Origin of the sequence: Streptomyces sp. NPDC002467, from assembly GCF_042889825.1 — a bacterium.
GTDB lineage: Bacteria > Actinomycetota > Actinomycetes > Streptomycetales > Streptomycetaceae > Streptomyces.
Genome location: NZ_JBIARJ010000010.1, coordinates 123,994 through 138,727, shown reverse-complemented (window position 1 = coordinate 138,727; position 14,734 = coordinate 123,994). Strand labels below are relative to the sequence as shown.

Genomic DNA, 14,734 nt, shown 5'->3' with positions numbered 1-14,734 from the left:
GGGTGCGGGACAATGGTCACGCAGCGTTCTACACGGACGCGCTTTCCACCGACACAGCATCGCGTCAGAGCAACGAGGAGCAACTCATGGCGGGCACTAGCCACGGACACACCCCGGCCGCCTGGACCGGTGTCATCATCGCCTTCATCGGTTTCTGCATCTCCGGTGCCTTCATGGTGCTCGCGAACCCGCTGGGCTTCTGGGCCGGCATCGTCGTCGTCGCGATCGGTGGTGTCGTCGGCATGGCGATGAAGGCCGCGGGCATGGGTGCGCCGAAGGCCGCCCACAAGGACCTCGCCGATGTGATCGCCGCCGCCAAGGTCCCCGCCAAGGTCTGACCGGTACCGGGTGACCGAAAGGCGCGGCCCGTCGGGCTGCGCCTTTTGCGTTGCCGCGCCTTCGCCCTGCCGCGCCTTCGCCCTGCCGCGCCTTCGCCCTGCCGCGTCTTGCCGTGCCTTGCGTGCCGCGCCTTTGCCGTGCTGCGGCTCGCGCGAAGATCGGAGAGAATCGGCGGGTGGACGTCTCCCGCACTCCCGAAGCCGTACCGCCGCCGTTCCCACCCGTCCCGCCGGCCCCTCGGACCCCCGAGGTCTCCAGGGCCCGGCGGCTCGCCGTTCCGGCGGTCACCCTGGCCGGGGCCGTCGCGGCTTTCGCGTACGTGGGCGCCGTGGACCCCAACGAGCCCGGACACTACCCGGTCTGTCCGCTGTTCCGGCTGACCGGAATCCTGTGCCCCGGTTGTGGCGGTCTGCGGAGTGCACACGCGTTCGCCCACGGCGATCTGATGACAGCATTCGGGGCAAATGCCCTGGCCGTCATCGGCTACTTCGTCTTCGCGGGATTCACGGCCGTGTGGCTGGTTCGCGCCTACCGCGGCGGACCCGTCCCGCGGATCGTCCTGAAGCCGCTGCACTGGTGGGGGGTGGGGCTGGTGGCCCTGGTCTTCGCCGTCGTCCGAAATCTTTCCTTCGGCTCCGCGCTGGCCCCCTGAGGCCCGTACGGAGCCGGGATGAAGCCCCCGTTCCGAATGTCCAGTTACTGGGACGGCGTCAACCGCGTGCGGAGTGCGACGCCACCTGCGGATACCATTTGATTGCCGACCTCGCAGTGGTACGTGTCTGCAAGGCGGCCGACCGTCATCGACCCGGAAGGGGGCCGCTCGCGTGAGTGTGCTCGACGAGATCATCGAAGGGGTCCGCGAAGACCTTGCCGAACGGCAGGCCCGCGTGAGCCTCGACGAGCTCAAGGAGCGTGCCGCCAAGGCGCCCCAGGCCAAGGACGGCGTCGCCGCCCTCCGCGGCGACAGCGTCAAGGTGATCTGCGAGGTCAAGCGTTCCAGCCCGTCCAAGGGCGCGCTGGCCGCGATCGCCGATCCGGCCGGGCTCGCCGCCGACTACGAGGCGGGCGGTGCGGCGGTCATCTCCGTCCTCACCGAGCAGCGCCGGTTCGGCGGCTCGCTGGCCGACCTGGAGGCCGTCCGCGCCCGCGTGGACATCCCGATCCTGCGCAAGGACTTCATCGTCACGGCGTACCAGCTCTGGGAGGCCCGCGCCTACGGCGCCGACCTCGCGCTGCTGATCGTCGCGGCCCTGGAGCAGGAGGCGCTCGTCTCCCTCATCGAGCGGGCCGAGTCCATCGGCCTCACCCCGCTCGTCGAGGTCCACGACGAGGAGGAGGTCGAGCGCGCGGTCGCCGCGGGCGCCAAGATCATCGGCGTCAACGCCCGCAACCTCAAGGACCTCAAGGTCGACCGCTCCACCTTCGAGCGCGTCGCCCCCGAGATCCCGGACCACATCGTCAAGATCGCCGAATCCGGCATCCGCGGTCCGCACGACCTCATCGCCTACGCGAACGAGGGCGCCGACGCCGTCCTCGTCGGGGAGTCCCTGGTCACCGGCCGCGACCCGAAGGCGGCCGTGGCCGACCTCGTCGCCGCCGGCGCCCACCCCGCCCTGCGCCACGGGCGGAGCTGACCCGTCCCCATGACCCACAACCCGCCCGTCGTCACCACGCAGACCGCGCCGCAGGCATCCCGCCGCGGCCCGGTCGGCGTGCCGACGACGCACGCGCCCCTGGCGCGCGGCTGCCGCCCCCGCGGCTGCCGCGCCCCGGCCCGGCGGGTGCACGGGCGGCGGGTCCGGTACGTGATCGGCTCCGAGCCCGGTCAGGTCAACGGCATGCGATGGCGTCCCGGAGACGCGCCGTAACGAGGGCCGCAGCGGCCCGGTACGCCAGACGTACCGCGCCGCGCCACACCCTCGTGCGGCCTGCGCCCCGGGCCGACCGGCCCCGCGCGCGGTCTCCTCGTCCCGACACACCAGCGCCCCTTCAGTAGGGCACCAGTGTCGTGGGCGGGCGGCGCAATACGGTGAACCCACTCGTCGCATTCCGTAGGAGCACCGGCATGTCCAGCCAATACTTCATTCCGGACCCGGAGGGTCACGTTCCGAACGCCGAAGGCTACTTCGGTGACTTCGGAGGCAAGTTCATCCCGGAGGCGCTCGTCGCCGCCGTGGACGAGGTCGCAGTCGAGTACGACAAGGCCAAGGGCGACCCCGCCTTCGCCGCCGAGTTGAACGACCTGATGGTCAACTACACCGGCCGGCCCAGCGCCCTCACCGAGGTGCCCCGGTTCGCCGAGCACGCGGGCGGCGCACGGATCTTCCTCAAGCGCGAGGACCTCAACCACACCGGCTCGCACAAGATCAACAACGTGCTGGGCCAGGCGCTGCTCACCAAGCGCATGGGCAAGACCCGCGTCATCGCCGAGACCGGAGCCGGCCAGCACGGCGTGGCCACCGCCACCGCCTGCGCCCTCTTCGGCCTCGACTGCACCATCTACATGGGCGAGATCGACACCCAGCGCCAGGCCCTCAACGTGGCCCGCATGCGCATGCTGGGCGCCGAGGTCATCGCGGTGAAGTCCGGCTCCCGCACCCTCAAGGACGCCATCAACGAGGCGTTCCGCGACTGGGTCGCCAACGTGGACCAGACCCACTACCTCTTCGGCACGGTCGCCGGCCCGCACCCCTTCCCGGCCATGGTCCGCGACTTCCACCGCGTCATCGGCGTCGAGGCCCGCCGCCAGATCCTGGAGCGCGCCGGTCGGCTGCCCGACGCCGTCGCGGCCTGCGTCGGCGGCGGATCCAACGCCATCGGCCTGTTCCACGCCTTCATCCCGGACGCCGACGTCCGCCTGGTCGGCTTCGAGCCCGCCGGACACGGCGTCGAGACCGGCGAGCACGCGGCCACGCTGACCGCGGGCGAGCCCGGCATCCTGCACGGCTCCCGCTCCTACGTCCTCCAGGACGAGGAGGGCCAGATCACCGAGCCGTACTCCATCTCGGCCGGCCTGGACTACCCCGGCATCGGCCCGGAGCACTCCTACCTCAAGGACTCCGGCCGCGGCGAGTACCGCGCCGTCACCGACGACGCGGCCATGCAGGCCCTGCGCCTGCTCTCCCGCACCGAGGGCATCATCCCGGCCATCGAGTCGGCCCACGCCCTCGCCGGTGCGCTGGACCTCGGCAAGGAACTGGGCAAGGACGGCCTGCTGGTCGTCAACCTGTCCGGCCGCGGTGACAAGGACATGGACACGGCAGCCCGCTACTTCGGGCTGTACGACGGCGACAACGCCGAGGGGGAGTCGAAGTGAGCAACGGCAAGATCCAGCTGCTGAGCGACACGCTCGCCAAGGCCAAGTCCGAGGACCGCGCCGCGCTCGTCGCCTACCTCCCGGCCGGCTTCCCGACCGTCGACGGCGCCATCGAAGCGGTCAAGGCCGTCATCGCGGGCGGCGCCGACGTCGTCGAGATCGGCCTCCCGCACAGCGACCCGGTCCTGGACGGCGCGATCATCCAGACCGCCGACGACATCGCCCTGCGCGGCGGAGTCAAGATCGCCGACGTGCTGCGCACCGTGCGCGAGGCCCACGAGGCGACCGGGGCCCCGATCCTCGTGATGACGTACTGGAACCCCATCGACCGCTACGGCGTCGAGCGGTTCACCGCGGAGCTCGCCGAGGCGGGCGGCGCCGGCTGCATCCTGCCCGACCTGCCGGTCCAGGAGTCCGCGCTGTGGCGCGAGCACGCGGAGAAGCACGGTCTGGCGACCGTCTTCGTCGTGGCCCCCAGCAGCAAGGACGCGCGCCTCGCCACCATCACGGCGGCCGGCTCCGGCTTCGTCTACGCCGCCTCCCTCATGGGAGTCACCGGCACCCGCGAGTCCGTCGGCAACCAGGCCCAGGACCTCGTCCGGCGCACCCGAGCCACGACCGAGCTCCCTGTCTGCGTGGGCCTCGGCGTCTCCAACGCCGTCCAGGCCAAGGAGGTCGCCGGCTTCGCCGACGGCGTGATCGTCGGCTCGGCCTTCGTGAAGCTGCTGCTGGACGCACCGGACGAGGCGGCGGGGCTGGCCGCCGTACGGGCGCTGGCGGGCGAACTCGCGGCGGGCGTACGCAGGAACTGACGCGCGGGTTCGATCGGCGAAAGGGCACGCCCGATCGGGTTCTGTAGTCCGATCGGGTGGAAGTGAGGGCGGGGAGGCACGCGAGTGCCTCCCCGCTTCGTTTGGCCGAACGTGAGCGAGAAGAACGACGGTGCGAACCGCGATGCGACGAAACGATCGGCCCGGGAGCGACTCCAGATGGAGCGCGAGCGGCAGAAGACCCGGGACAAGCGCCGGCGGACCCTCGTCGTGGCGGCGGCGGTGGTCGGCGTGCTCGGCCTGGCGACCGTCGTCGGCGTGATCGCGGCCAACAGCGGCAAGGGCGACAAGGCCTCCAAGGCGGGCCCGGTGGTCGGCCCCTCCGGGGCCACGGGCAAGGACGCGCTCGCGATCCGGACGGGCAAGGACGGGGCCAAGCACACGTTGACCGTGTGGGAGGACTTCCGCTGCCCCGCCTGCAAGGCCTTCGAGGACAACTACCGCGCCACCATCCACGAACTGGAGGCCAAGGGCCTGCTGAACGTCGAGTACCACCTGGTCACCCTCATCGACGGGAACATGCGCGGCACCGGCTCGTTGCACGCCGCGAACGCGGCGGCCTGCGCGCAGGACGCCGGGAAGTTCGCGGAATACCACGACGTCCTCTTCCAGAACCAGCCGCAGGAGGTCGACGACGCCTACGCCAAGAACGCCAAGCTGCTGGAACTGGCGGGCAAGGTCGACGGGCTGGACACGCCCGAGTTCCGCGCGTGCGTCGAGAACGGCACCCACAACAGCTGGGTGGCCAAATCGCACGAGGCCTTCCGCGCCGGAAAGTTCCGGGGCACCCCGACCGTGCTGCTCGACGGCAAGGACATCTTCTCCGACCAGGCCAACCCGATCACCCCGCAGAAGCTGAAGGAGCAGGTGGAGGGCACGGCCGCGGGCTCCGGCAGCGGCGCGGCCAAGGCCTCCCCGTCGGCCTCGGCCTCGGCCTCCGGCTCCTCCTCGCCCTCCCCGTCCGCCGGGGCCAAGGCGAAGAGCCCCTCGAAGACGGGGTCGCCGACGGCCGGAGCGACGGCCAAGGGGTCCGGCACGGGCACGGGCACGGGCACCGGAACCGGGGCAGAAGAGGACTGAGTCACCCACCGGGCCATGTGAGGATTTGGTTTCGGCTTGCCGGGCGGGTTGCGGTCCGTACCGCCCGGCAGGGTAGCGTCATGACTGCCATGGACATTGCTTACATCCCCAGCCCGTCGACCGGCGTGATCCATCTCGGACCGATCCCGCTGCGCGGCTACGCGTTCTGCATCATCATCGGCGTCTTCGTCGCCGTCTGGCTCGGCAACAAGCGGTGGGTCGCGCGCGGCGGCAAGCCGGGCACGGTCGCGGACATCGCCGTGTGGGCGGTGCCGTTCGGCCTTGTCGGCGGTCGCCTCTACCACGTGGTCACCGACTACCAGCTCTACTTCGGCGAGGGCCGCAACTGGGTCGACGCCTTCAAGATCTGGGAAGGCGGCCTCGGCATCTGGGGTGCGATCGCGCTCGGCGCGGTCGGGGCCTGGATCGGCTGCCGGCTGCGCGGCATCCCGCTGCCGGCCTGGGCCGACGCCCTTGCCCCCGGCATCGCACTGGCCCAGGCCTGCGGACGCTGGGGCAACTGGTTCAACCAGGAGCTGTACGGCCGCGCCACCGACGTGCCGTGGGCGCTGGAGATCAGCGAGGGCCCGAACCGGGTCGCCGGCACCTACCACCCGACCTTCCTGTACGAGTCGCTGTGGTGCGTCGGCGTCGCGCTGCTGGTCATCTGGGCCGACCGGCGGTTCACGCTCGGACACGGGCGGGCGTTCGCGCTGTACGTCGCCGCGTACTGCTCGGGGCGGGTGTGGATCGAGTACATGCGCGTCGACGAGGCGCACCACGTGCTGGGCCTGCGGTTGAACGTGTGGACCTCGATCGTGGTCTTCGCGGCGGCGGTGGTGTACCTGGTGCTGTCGGCGAAGCTGCGGCCGGGGCGGGAGGAGATCGTCGAACCGGACACCTCCGGTGCGGATGCCGACGGGGAGAGCGGCGACGAGTCCGAGGGCAAGGCCTCGGGCACCGCTGCCGCCGTCGGCGAGGCCAAGCCGAAGGCGGCCCTGCTGACGAAGGAAGCGCCGCCCGCGGTCGAGGCGGCGCCGGCCCCGGAGGCCGGGAAGAGCTGACCCGTACGGTCCGGAAGGGGCGTCGCACAACGTGCGGCGCCCCTTCCGCGTACCCGGGCCGGGTGTCTGCCGCTGCGCGGTGCGTGTCCCCTACACGCCCTTCCACCGTTCCCCGGGCTCTGCCCGGACCCGGTCCTCAAACGCCGGACGGGCTGAAAAATCCAGCCCCGCCGGCGTTTGAGGCGCGGGGTCTGGGGCGGAGCCCCAGGGAACGGTGGAAGGGCGGGTAGGGGACTCAGCCCCGCAGGGCAGCGGTGCTCATGGCGGTACGGCGGCTAGCGGGGGCGCCCGGCGAGGGCAAGGGTTCGGTGGGCGGCGGCGACGACCGCGGGGTCGATGAAGCGGCCGTCCGGGAGGGCCTGGGCGCCGGGAGTGGCACGGGCCGCCGTCACGATCTCCTCCGCGGCCGTGACCTCCTCCGGGCCCGGGAGATACGCCTGCTCGATCACCGGCAGCTGCCGCGGATGGATCGCCGCCCGGCCCAGGAAGCCGAGGGCCCGGCCCCGTGCGCACGAGGCGGCCAGCGCCTCCAGGTCCCGGATGTCCGGGAACACCGACTGGGCAGGGGGCGCCAGCCCCGCCGCGCGGGCCGCGACCACCACCCGGGAGCGCGGCCAGTCCAGTCCCGCCTCGGCGCTCACGCCCAGGTCGGCCCGCAGGTCCGCCTCGCCGAGGGACAGGCCGTGCAGGGCCGGGTGCGCGCGGGCGATCTCGTACGCCCGCTCCACGCCCAGCGCCGATTCGAGCAGTGCGTGCAGGCCGACCCCGCCGGTGCGGTCGGCGACCGCGGTGATCTGTTCCGGGGCGCTGATCTTCGGCAGCCGGAGCCCCGCGAGGCCCCGCAGGCCGGCGAGGGCCGTGAGGTCGGCGCCGCCCCACGGGGAGTCGAGGGCGTTCACGCGGACGTGGACGGGGACCGGGGGCCGCTCGGTGAGCAGTTCGGCGGTGGCGGCGCGGGCGTACTCCTTGCGGGAGACCGCCACCGCGTCCTCCAGGTCCACGATCACGGCGTCCGCCCCGCGGCTCAGGGCCTTGGCGACCACCTCGGGGCGGTCGCCGGGTGCGTACAACCAGGTCAGGATCACAATGCTCCCTCCTCGCGCAGAGCCTTGATCTCGGTGGCCGACAGGCCGAGCTCGGTCAGGACGGCCTCGGTGTCCGCGCCGTGCGGGCGGCCGGCCCAGCGGATCCCGCCGGGGGTCTCGGACAGTCGGAAGAGGACGTTCTGCATCCGCATCGGGCCCAGCTCCGGGTCCTCGATCTCGGTGAGCGTGTCCAGGGCGGCGAACTGGGGGTCGGTCATCACGTCCCTGACGTCGTAGACCTGGGCGACGGCCGCCTCCGCGTCCTCGAAGGCGGCGACGACCTCCTCCGCCTTGTGGCGGGCGATCCAGCCGCCGACGGCCTCGTCCAGGACCTGCGCGTGGGCGGCCCGCCCGGTGCCGGTCGCGAACCAGGGCTCGGCGATCAGCTCCGGCCGGCCCACCAGCCGCATGACCCGCTCGGCGATGGACTGCGCCGAGGTGGACACCGCCAGCCAGCGGTCGTCCGCGCTGCGGTAGGTGTTGCGGGGGGCGTTGTTCGTGGAGCGGTTGCCGGTGCGCGGCTGCACGTAGCCGAGCTGGTCGTACCAGATCGGCTGCGGGCCGAGCACGGTCAGGATCGGCTCGATGATGGCCAGGTCCACGACCTGCCCGTGCCCGGTGCGGTCGCGGCCCGCGAGGGCGGTCATCACGGCGTACGCGGTGGTCAGCGCGGCGATCGAGTCGGCGAGCCCGAAGGGCGGCAGGGTCGGCGGCCCCTCCGGTTCGCCGGTGATGGCGGCGAAGCCGCTCATCGCCTCGGCGAGCGTGCCGAAGCCGGGGCGACGGGCGTACGGGCCCTGCTGGCCGAAGGCCGTCACGCGGGCCAGGACGAGGCGCGGGTTGGCCGCCGACAGCTCGGTCCAGCCCAGCCCCCACCGTTCCAGGGTGCCGGGGCGGAAGTTCTCGACGACGACGTCGGCGGTGGCGGCCAAGCGCAGCAGGGTGTCGCGGCCGCCGGGGGTGGACAGGTCGAGGGTGATGGTCCGCTTGTTCCGGCCGAGCAGCTTCCACCACAGGCCGACGCCGTCCTTCGCGGGGCCGTGCCCGCGGGAGGGGTCCGGGCGGCCGGGGTGCTCGACCTTCACGACCTCGGCACCGAAGTCCCCGAGGAGGGTGGCGGCCAGCGGCCCGGCGAAGAGGGTGGCGAGGTCCAGGACACGCAGCCCTTCCAGCGGGCCGGGGCCCCCGGTGGCCGCGGCGGTCATGAGGCGCCCCCGGCCAGGGCGGCGGTGTCCGTCTCCGCGCGGGTCGGCATCGAGTCCTGCGCGCCGGGGCGCTGGACGGAGAGGGCGGCGGCGTACGAGGCCCAGCGGAGTGCCTCCGGTACGGGCCTGCCCTCGCCCAGCGCCACCGCGAGGGCGCCGACGAAGGTGTCCCCGGCGGCGGTGGTGTCCACGGCCCGGACCCGGGGCGCGGGCACGGTCAGCGGCTCCCGGTCGCGGGCGGCGTACAGGGCCCCGGCCGCGCCGAGGGTGATCACCACCTCGGGCACGTCGTCCAGCAGGGCCCCGGCCGCCTGCACGGGGTCGGTGAGGCCGGTGAGGGCGGCGGCCTCGTGCTCGTTGGGCACCAGCAGGTCGACCGCGCCGAGCAGTTCGGCGGGCAGCGGCTGGGCGGGGGCCGGGGTGAGGACCGTACGGACGCCGTGGGCGCGGGCGCACAGGGCGCCGGCGAGGGCGGCGGACAGCGGCAGCTCCAGCTGGAGGAGGAGCGAGCCCGCGCCGGCGATCCGGGCCTCGTCGCCCGCCTCCAGGCCCGTGACCAGGGCGTTCGCGCCCGGAATGACGATGATGCTGTTGCCGCCCTCGTCGTCCACGGTGATGTGGGCGGTGCCGCTGGCGCCCTCGACGGTGCGCAGGCCGGCCGTCTCCACCCCGGCCGAGGCGAGCGCGGAGCGCAGCCGTACGCCGAACTCGTCGGCCCCGACCGCGCCGATCATCACCACCTCCCCGCCGGAGCGGGCGGCGGCGACGGCCTGGTTGGCGCCCTTGCCGCCGGGCACGGTGCGGAAGGCCCTGCCCGTGACGGTCTCGCCGAGGCGGGGGGCCTTGGGGACGTAGGCGACGAGGTCCATGTTGGTACTGCCGAGCACGGCGATGGCCGTCATGAGCGTGCTGCCTCCTGTGCGGTGAGGTGGGCGAGGGTGTCGAAGCCGATGCCGTCGAAGCCGGGGACGGTGGTGGCGAGGCGGTTCTTCAGCGGGGCAGACCAGCGGTGCGGGACCTCGCCGGCGACGAGGGCGGCGAGGGCGCCGGCGGTGGCCCCGTTGGAATCGGTGTCCCAGCCGCCGGAGACGGCCCGGCAGACGGAGCGGGTGAAGTCCCCGTCGGCGTGGGTCAGGGCGGCGGCGATCAGCGCGGTGTTGGGCACGGCGTGGACCCAGTGGTAGTGCCCGTAGCGGGCGTGCAGCCGGTCCACGACGAGGTCGAAGTCGGCGTCCTCCCCGGCCGCCCGGATGCCGAACCGGACGGCTGCGGCGAGGCGGGAGCGGGGCGGTACGAACTCCAGGCCGCTCCGCAGCGCGGTGTGCACGTCGCCGCGGCCGGTGGCGGCGGTGGCGGTGGCCGCGGCGACGAAGAGGGCGGCGTAGAGCCCGTTCGCGGTGTGCGTGAGGGCGGCGTCCCGGTACGCCCGGGCCGCGGCGGCGGCCGGGTCGCCGGGGTTGGTCCAGCCGTGGACATCGGCGCGGATGAGGGCGCCGATCCATTCGCGGAACGGGTTGTGGTGGGTGGCGGTGAGCGGGGGTTCCAGGCCGTGGAGGAGGTTGCGGTAGGCGACGCGCTCGGCGGTGAACGTGCGGCCGGCGGGCAGCTCGTCGAGCCAGAGCCGGGCGACGTCGGCGGTGGTGAAGCCCTTGCCGTGCCTCTGGAGCAGGAGCAGGCCGAGGAGGGGGTAGTTGAGGTCGTCGTCCTCGGGCATGCCGTCGATGTTCTCGGCGAGGGAGGTGGGCGCGGAACGGCGGTTCCAGGGGTACGCGGCGAGTACCTCCGGCGGGACGCGGCGGGCGGTGAACCAGTCGTCGAGCGGCCAGTTGCCGGCGGCGCGGGCCAGGGCGCGGATGCCGTGCAGCGGCAGCTTCTCGACGGGCTTCCCGAGCAGACAGCCGACGGCCCGCCCGGTCCAGGCGGCCTCCAGCCGGGCCGCGTACCCCGCGGGCGGCTCGGCGGGGGGTTCGGCGGGTCCCGGGGGGAGGCGCCTCGGCCAGGTGGCGCTGACGGATTCCCAGGACTGCGGCTCGTCGGGGGCGAGGGGGGAGGGGAGGGCCGCCAGGTCGTCCAGGAGGCGGGCGGCCAGGGCGCGGAGCCGTGGCGGGGCCGGGGTGGGGGAGGCGCCGGCCCGGTCGGGGGCCGGGCGGCCGCCCGCCGCCAGCCAGGCCCGGCGGGCGGGCTCCGCGTCCGCCTCCCGGCCGTCCTCCGCGGCCTGCCGCAGCTCGTGCCCGATCAGGTCCTCGGGCTGCGCCCAGGTGAGCCGTACGGGGTCCCTGCGGTCGGTGTCGCCACAGGGCGCGGCAGCCGTCACCGGGGGGCCGTGAGGGTTGCGAAGGCTGCGGCGTGGGCGTCGCGGCGGGAGTGGTCGAGGGCGTAGATCTCCCGGGCGACGGCGGCCAGTGAGGCGGCCGGGGCGTGCAGGTCGAGGCGGCTGGCCTCCGCCACCTGCTTCGCCCAGGCCGGCGGGACCACCGCCTCCCCGCCCAGGGCCCCGGCGATCGCGCCCGCCATGGTGGCGATGGAGTCGCAGTCCCGGCCGTAGTTCACCGCCCCGAGCACGGAGGTCTCGTACGCCCCGTCCGCGATCAGCAGCATGCCGAGCGCGATCGGGAGCTCCTCGATGGAGTGGAGGCGGGAGGGGCGCCGCGCGCCGAGGGAGGGGGCGCGGTAGTCGGGGCCCACCGAGTCGTACGGGGCGACCGCCGCCCGCAGCGGGGCCAGGGCCGACTCGAAGTCACGGTGGCGGGAGGCGGTTTCCGCGACCGCGGCGATCGCGGCGCGGGTGCCGTCCTTCGCCAGCGCGAGGGCGGTGTCCACCACCGAGGAGGCCGTCGCGCCCGGCAGACACGCGGCCGCCACCGCCGCCGCGAACACGCCCGCGGCCTCCCGTCCGTACGAGGACTGGTGCGCTCCGGCGATGTCCAGCGCCTCCGCGTACGCCCCGGCCGGATTGCCCGCGTTGGCGATGCCGACCGGCGCCATGTACATCGCCGCACCGCAGTTGACGATGTTGCCGGAGCCGGCCTCGCGGGGGTCGACGTGCGCGTAGTGGAGGCGGGTGACGATCCACTTCTCGGCCAGGAAGATCCGCTGGAGGGGCAGGGCCTCCGCCTCCAGTTCCGGGATCCAGCGGGGGTTGGTCATCAGGTCCGGGACGAGGTGTTCGGCGACGGCGTAGGCGTCGAGGTGGTCCCGCACGGCCTCGTAGACCCGTACCAGCGCGTGGGTCATCAGGGTGTCGTCGGTGACGTGGCCGTCGCCCTTGTGGTACGGGGCGATGGGGCGGGCGGTGCGCCAGTCCTCGTGCCACGGTCCGACGATCCCGTGGATGCGGCCGCCGTGCCGTTCCACGATCCGGTCCGGGGTCCAGCCTTCCACCGGGCCGCCGAGCGCGTCGCCCACGGCGGCTCCGACGAGGGCGCCGGTGGCCCGGTCCTCCAACGTGGGGGTCGTCAGCGTCATGTCCTGATCATTCCTTGGCTGTCGGGGTTGGGTGAGGTGAGTTCCGTACGGGCGAGGAGGGCCGCGAGTTCGACGAGGTCGGTGCCGGCCAGGCGGGGGAGGGCGCAGCCGGACAGGGTGCGGCAGGCCTCGCGCCAGGCGGCGGGGATCGAGTCGCCGCCGCCGAGCGCGCCGGTGAGCGCCCCGGCGAGGGCGGGGGCGGAGTCCGCGACGCGGGACAGGCAGGCCGCGGCCGGGACGGCCTCGGTGACCTTGCCGCGGGCGGCGGTCGCGAGGGCGAGGGCCACGGGGACGGTCTCGGCGGCGGCGATCCCGTAGCTGTAGACGTGGTCGACGATCTCGTGTTCGAGGGTGGGGACGATGGCGAAGGCGCCGCCGTCGCTGTGGGCGCGGGCCAGCTTGACCGCGTGGCGGGCGTTGCGGCCGATCTCGGTATCCCCGGGGAGCTGGCCCAGCGCGGCCTCGACGGCGGCGTCCACGTCGGCGGTGGCCAACGCGGTCGCGAGGGCGGCGGCCATGGCGCGGGCACCGTGGACGCCGTCGCCGTCCTGGGTGTAGCGGGCGTCGAACTCGGCGAGGTCCGCGGCCGCGCGGGGGTCGCCGGGGTGGACGACGGCGAGGACGCAGGCGCGTACGCAGGCGGCGTCGTCGAAGTAGTGCGGATTGTCGTGGCCGGTGGCGGGCGGGCGCAGCCCGGTGGCGAGGTTGCCGAGGCCGGCGCGGACGGAGATGCGGGCGCGGAGGGGGAGCACGGCGGACTCGACCTCGGGCGCGCGGTCCGCGGCGGCCGCGACCTCGCTGGCGAGGGCGTTCCAGGCGAGGTCGATGGCCGCGCGCATCCTCCTCGACCGGCTGAGGTCGGAGAGGAGCACGCCGGCGGCGGTGAGCACGGACTCGGCGACGAAGGCGGCCCACTCGGCGTCGTCGGACGGGCCGAGGCGCAGCGGTTCGGGGGGCTGGTTCAGGGCGATCGGGACGGGGAGGGTGGTGGTGGCGTTCTGCTCGGCGAAGGTGTCGAGCTCGCGGGTGAGGCGGCGGGTCCACTCGGGCATCCGGCTCGCGCGGTGGCGGGCCGCGGGCCACCCGGCGGCGTCGCCCGCGGCCAGCCCGAGGAGGAGTCCCTCGATCCGGCGGGGCCCGGCCGGCTGCCCTGCCGGTTGCCCCGCGGGCAGCTCGGCCGGGGTCGAACCAGGGCTCGGCCCCGGACCCCGCTCCTCAAACGCCGGAGGGGCTGGATTTCGGCTGCTGCCGTCCGGGCCGGAGGTGGGGGTGTCCGGGGTGAAAGGGGGTGGGGTCATCTGGGGGCCTCGTATTCCGGGGTGAGGAGGTCCGCGATGTCCAGGACGTGGTAGCCCCGCATCGAGGGGAGGCAGCTGCCGCGGACCGGGCCGATCGCCGAGGACCAGGCCGTGGGGATCGAGGCGGCGCCCGAGAGGGCTCCGGCCAGCGCGCCCGCCACCGCCGCCGTGGTGTCGGCGTCGCGGCCCATGTTGACGGCCGTCAGGACGGAGGAGGGGAAGTCGCCGTGGCAGGCGGCGAAGGCCCCGAAGGCCAGGCCCACCGCCTCGGGGGCCAGGTCCGTCCACGGGTAGCCGCCGATGACCACCGCCGAGCGGACCGCCCGCTCCCCGCGCGGGGCGGCCGTCACGGCGCGGCGCAGCGAGCGGGCCGTCCAGGAGTCGGAGGGGATCACCGACAGGGCCGCGGAGATCACGGAGGCGGGGGAGCCGCCCGCCATGGCCGCGGCGACCCCTGCGGCGACCGCCTGGCCGCCGTAGATGCCCTCCCCGTCGTGGCTCACCGAGCCGTCGATGGACACGAGCCGGGCCGCCTCCGCGGGCCGGCCGGCCGCGAAGACCCCGAACGGGGCGGCACGCATCGCCAGACCGTCGCTCCACGCGTGGCGGTGCTGCGCCGAGATGGGCGCCGCCAGTCCGCGGCGGAGGTTCTCCAGGGTGCCGCGCTCAGAGAACCCGGCGCCGCGGAACGGGCCTTCGTCGAGGTCCGCGATCCAGTGGTGCCAGGCCCGTTCCACGTGGGAGACGGTCAGCGCCGATCCGTGCCGGGCCAGCAGCAGCCCGGAGAAGATCGCGTACTCGGTGTCGTCCGTGCCCGCCGGGTCGTCGGACACGAAGCCCTCGATCCGGCCCCACTTGGCCCGGATCTCCGACGGCTTCATGTTCTCCGCGGGGGCGCCCAGCGCGTCACCCACCGCCAGTCCCAGAAGAGCGCCCCTGGCCCGTTCGAGGAGGACCTGCGGATTGCATGCAATCAGCTCCATGGCGCGCCTCTCCACTTGATGGGACTCATGATGAGCCCTTGGGGGATTTGTGCCACGGCATGTGGTTTG

15 protein-coding genes are annotated in these 14,734 nt (G+C 74.0%); 8 read left to right on the top strand and 7 right to left on the bottom strand.

What is annotated here, in order from left to right; translation table 11 throughout:
• Window positions 1-86 precede the first annotated feature (86 nt).
• The 8 genes from ACFYYJ_RS21835 to lgt all read left to right on the top strand — a co-directional run bounded on the left by ACFYYJ_RS21835 (window position 87) and on the right by lgt (window position 6,629).
• Window positions 87-338, top strand: coding sequence for an HGxxPAAW family protein (locus ACFYYJ_RS21835; RefSeq protein ID WP_384595546.1), 252 nt, complete (start codon window positions 87-89; stop codon window positions 336-338).
• Window positions 339-514: 176 nt separating this feature from the next.
• Complete coding sequence (locus tag ACFYYJ_RS21830) at window positions 515-991, top strand: DUF2752 domain-containing protein (RefSeq protein WP_389134638.1); 477 nt, start codon at window positions 515-517, stop codon at window positions 989-991.
• Window positions 992-1,163: 172 nt separating this feature from the next.
• The gene (trpC, locus tag ACFYYJ_RS21825; protein WP_384595552.1) at window positions 1,164-1,973 is read left to right on the top strand and encodes an indole-3-glycerol phosphate synthase TrpC; all 810 of its coding nucleotides are present in this window, start codon (window positions 1,164-1,166) and stop codon (window positions 1,971-1,973) included.
• 9 nt (window positions 1,974-1,982) lie between these two features.
• Window positions 1,983-2,207, top strand: a complete 225-nt coding sequence (gene trpM, locus ACFYYJ_RS21820) for a tryptophan biosynthesis modulator TrpM (RefSeq protein WP_389134634.1) — start codon at window positions 1,983-1,985, stop codon at window positions 2,205-2,207.
• Window positions 2,208-2,404: 197 nt separating this feature from the next.
• The gene (gene trpB / locus ACFYYJ_RS21815; protein ID WP_385130533.1) at window positions 2,405-3,655 is read left to right on the top strand and encodes a tryptophan synthase subunit beta; all 1,251 of its coding nucleotides are present in this window, start codon (window positions 2,405-2,407) and stop codon (window positions 3,653-3,655) included.
• On the top strand, window positions 3,652-4,467 hold the full coding sequence (gene trpA, locus ACFYYJ_RS21810) for a tryptophan synthase subunit alpha (RefSeq protein WP_385130536.1): 816 nt from the start codon (window positions 3,652-3,654) through the stop codon (window positions 4,465-4,467). The genes trpB and trpA overlap by 4 nt, the downstream gene beginning before the upstream one ends.
• Before the next feature lie 111 nt (window positions 4,468-4,578).
• Entirely contained in the window at window positions 4,579-5,565 is a 987-nt protein-coding gene (locus tag ACFYYJ_RS21805; protein ID WP_385362894.1) for a DsbA family protein, read from the top strand.
• Window positions 5,566-5,654: 89 nt separating this feature from the next.
• Window positions 5,655-6,629, top strand: coding sequence for a prolipoprotein diacylglyceryl transferase (lgt, locus tag ACFYYJ_RS21800; protein ID WP_385130550.1), 975 nt, complete (start codon window positions 5,655-5,657; stop codon window positions 6,627-6,629).
• A 275-nt stretch (window positions 6,630-6,904) separates the two neighbouring features.
• Here lgt and ACFYYJ_RS21795 read toward each other — a convergent pair whose 3' ends face one another.
• The 7 genes from ACFYYJ_RS21795 to ACFYYJ_RS21765 are packed head-to-tail and all read right to left on the bottom strand — an operon-like array spanning window position 6,905 to window position 14,665.
• Window positions 6,905-7,714 (bottom strand): HpcH/HpaI aldolase/citrate lyase family protein, encoded by an 810-nt coding sequence (locus ACFYYJ_RS21795; RefSeq protein WP_389134629.1) that lies wholly within the window; start codon window positions 7,712-7,714, stop codon window positions 6,905-6,907.
• The gene (locus tag ACFYYJ_RS21790) at window positions 7,711-8,919 is read right to left on the bottom strand and encodes a CaiB/BaiF CoA transferase family protein (protein WP_389134626.1); all 1,209 of its coding nucleotides are present in this window, start codon (window positions 8,917-8,919) and stop codon (window positions 7,711-7,713) included. The genes ACFYYJ_RS21795 and ACFYYJ_RS21790 overlap by 4 nt, the downstream gene beginning before the upstream one ends.
• A complete protein-coding gene (gene rbsK / locus ACFYYJ_RS21785; protein WP_389134624.1) occupies window positions 8,916-9,821 on the bottom strand; it encodes a ribokinase in 906 nt (301 codons plus the stop codon). Before rbsK ends, ACFYYJ_RS21790 begins: the two co-directional genes overlap by 4 nt.
• A complete protein-coding gene (locus ACFYYJ_RS21780; protein WP_389134622.1) occupies window positions 9,818-11,233 on the bottom strand; it encodes an ADP-ribosylglycohydrolase family protein in 1,416 nt (471 codons plus the stop codon). Before ACFYYJ_RS21780 ends, rbsK begins: the two co-directional genes overlap by 4 nt.
• Window positions 11,230-12,384, bottom strand: a complete 1,155-nt coding sequence (locus tag ACFYYJ_RS21775) for an ADP-ribosylglycohydrolase family protein (protein WP_385134141.1) — start codon at window positions 12,382-12,384, stop codon at window positions 11,230-11,232. The genes ACFYYJ_RS21780 and ACFYYJ_RS21775 overlap by 4 nt, the downstream gene beginning before the upstream one ends.
• A complete protein-coding gene (locus tag ACFYYJ_RS21770; protein WP_389134618.1) occupies window positions 12,381-13,682 on the bottom strand; it encodes an ADP-ribosylglycohydrolase family protein in 1,302 nt (433 codons plus the stop codon). Before ACFYYJ_RS21770 ends, ACFYYJ_RS21775 begins: the two co-directional genes overlap by 4 nt.
• Window positions 13,679-14,665, bottom strand: coding sequence for an ADP-ribosylglycohydrolase family protein (locus ACFYYJ_RS21765; RefSeq protein WP_385129219.1), 987 nt, complete (start codon window positions 14,663-14,665; stop codon window positions 13,679-13,681). The genes ACFYYJ_RS21770 and ACFYYJ_RS21765 overlap by 4 nt, the downstream gene beginning before the upstream one ends.
• Window positions 14,666-14,734 lie beyond the last annotated feature (69 nt).

Coding starts and splice junctions, on each gene's coding strand:
- ACFYYJ_RS21835 (WP_384595546.1), top strand. CDS start 87: ATGGCGGGCACTAGCCACGGACACACCCCGGCCGCCTGGACCGGTGTC.
- trpM (WP_389134634.1), top strand. CDS start 1,983: ATGACCCACAACCCGCCCGTCGTCACCACGCAGACCGCGCCGCAGGCA.
- trpB (WP_385130533.1), top strand. CDS start 2,405: ATGTCCAGCCAATACTTCATTCCGGACCCGGAGGGTCACGTTCCGAAC.
- lgt (WP_385130550.1), top strand. CDS start 5,655: ATGGACATTGCTTACATCCCCAGCCCGTCGACCGGCGTGATCCATCTC.
- ACFYYJ_RS21790 (WP_389134626.1), bottom strand. CDS start 8,919: ATGACCGCCGCGGCCACCGGGGGCCCCGGCCCGCTGGAAGGGCTGCGT.
- rbsK (WP_389134624.1), bottom strand. CDS start 9,821: ATGACGGCCATCGCCGTGCTCGGCAGTACCAACATGGACCTCGTCGCC.
- ACFYYJ_RS21775 (WP_385134141.1), bottom strand. CDS start 12,384: ATGACGCTGACGACCCCCACGTTGGAGGACCGGGCCACCGGCGCCCTC.
- ACFYYJ_RS21770 (WP_389134618.1), bottom strand. CDS start 13,682: ATGACCCCACCCCCTTTCACCCCGGACACCCCCACCTCCGGCCCGGAC.
- ACFYYJ_RS21765 (WP_385129219.1), bottom strand. CDS start 14,665: ATGGAGCTGATTGCATGCAATCCGCAGGTCCTCCTCGAACGGGCCAGG.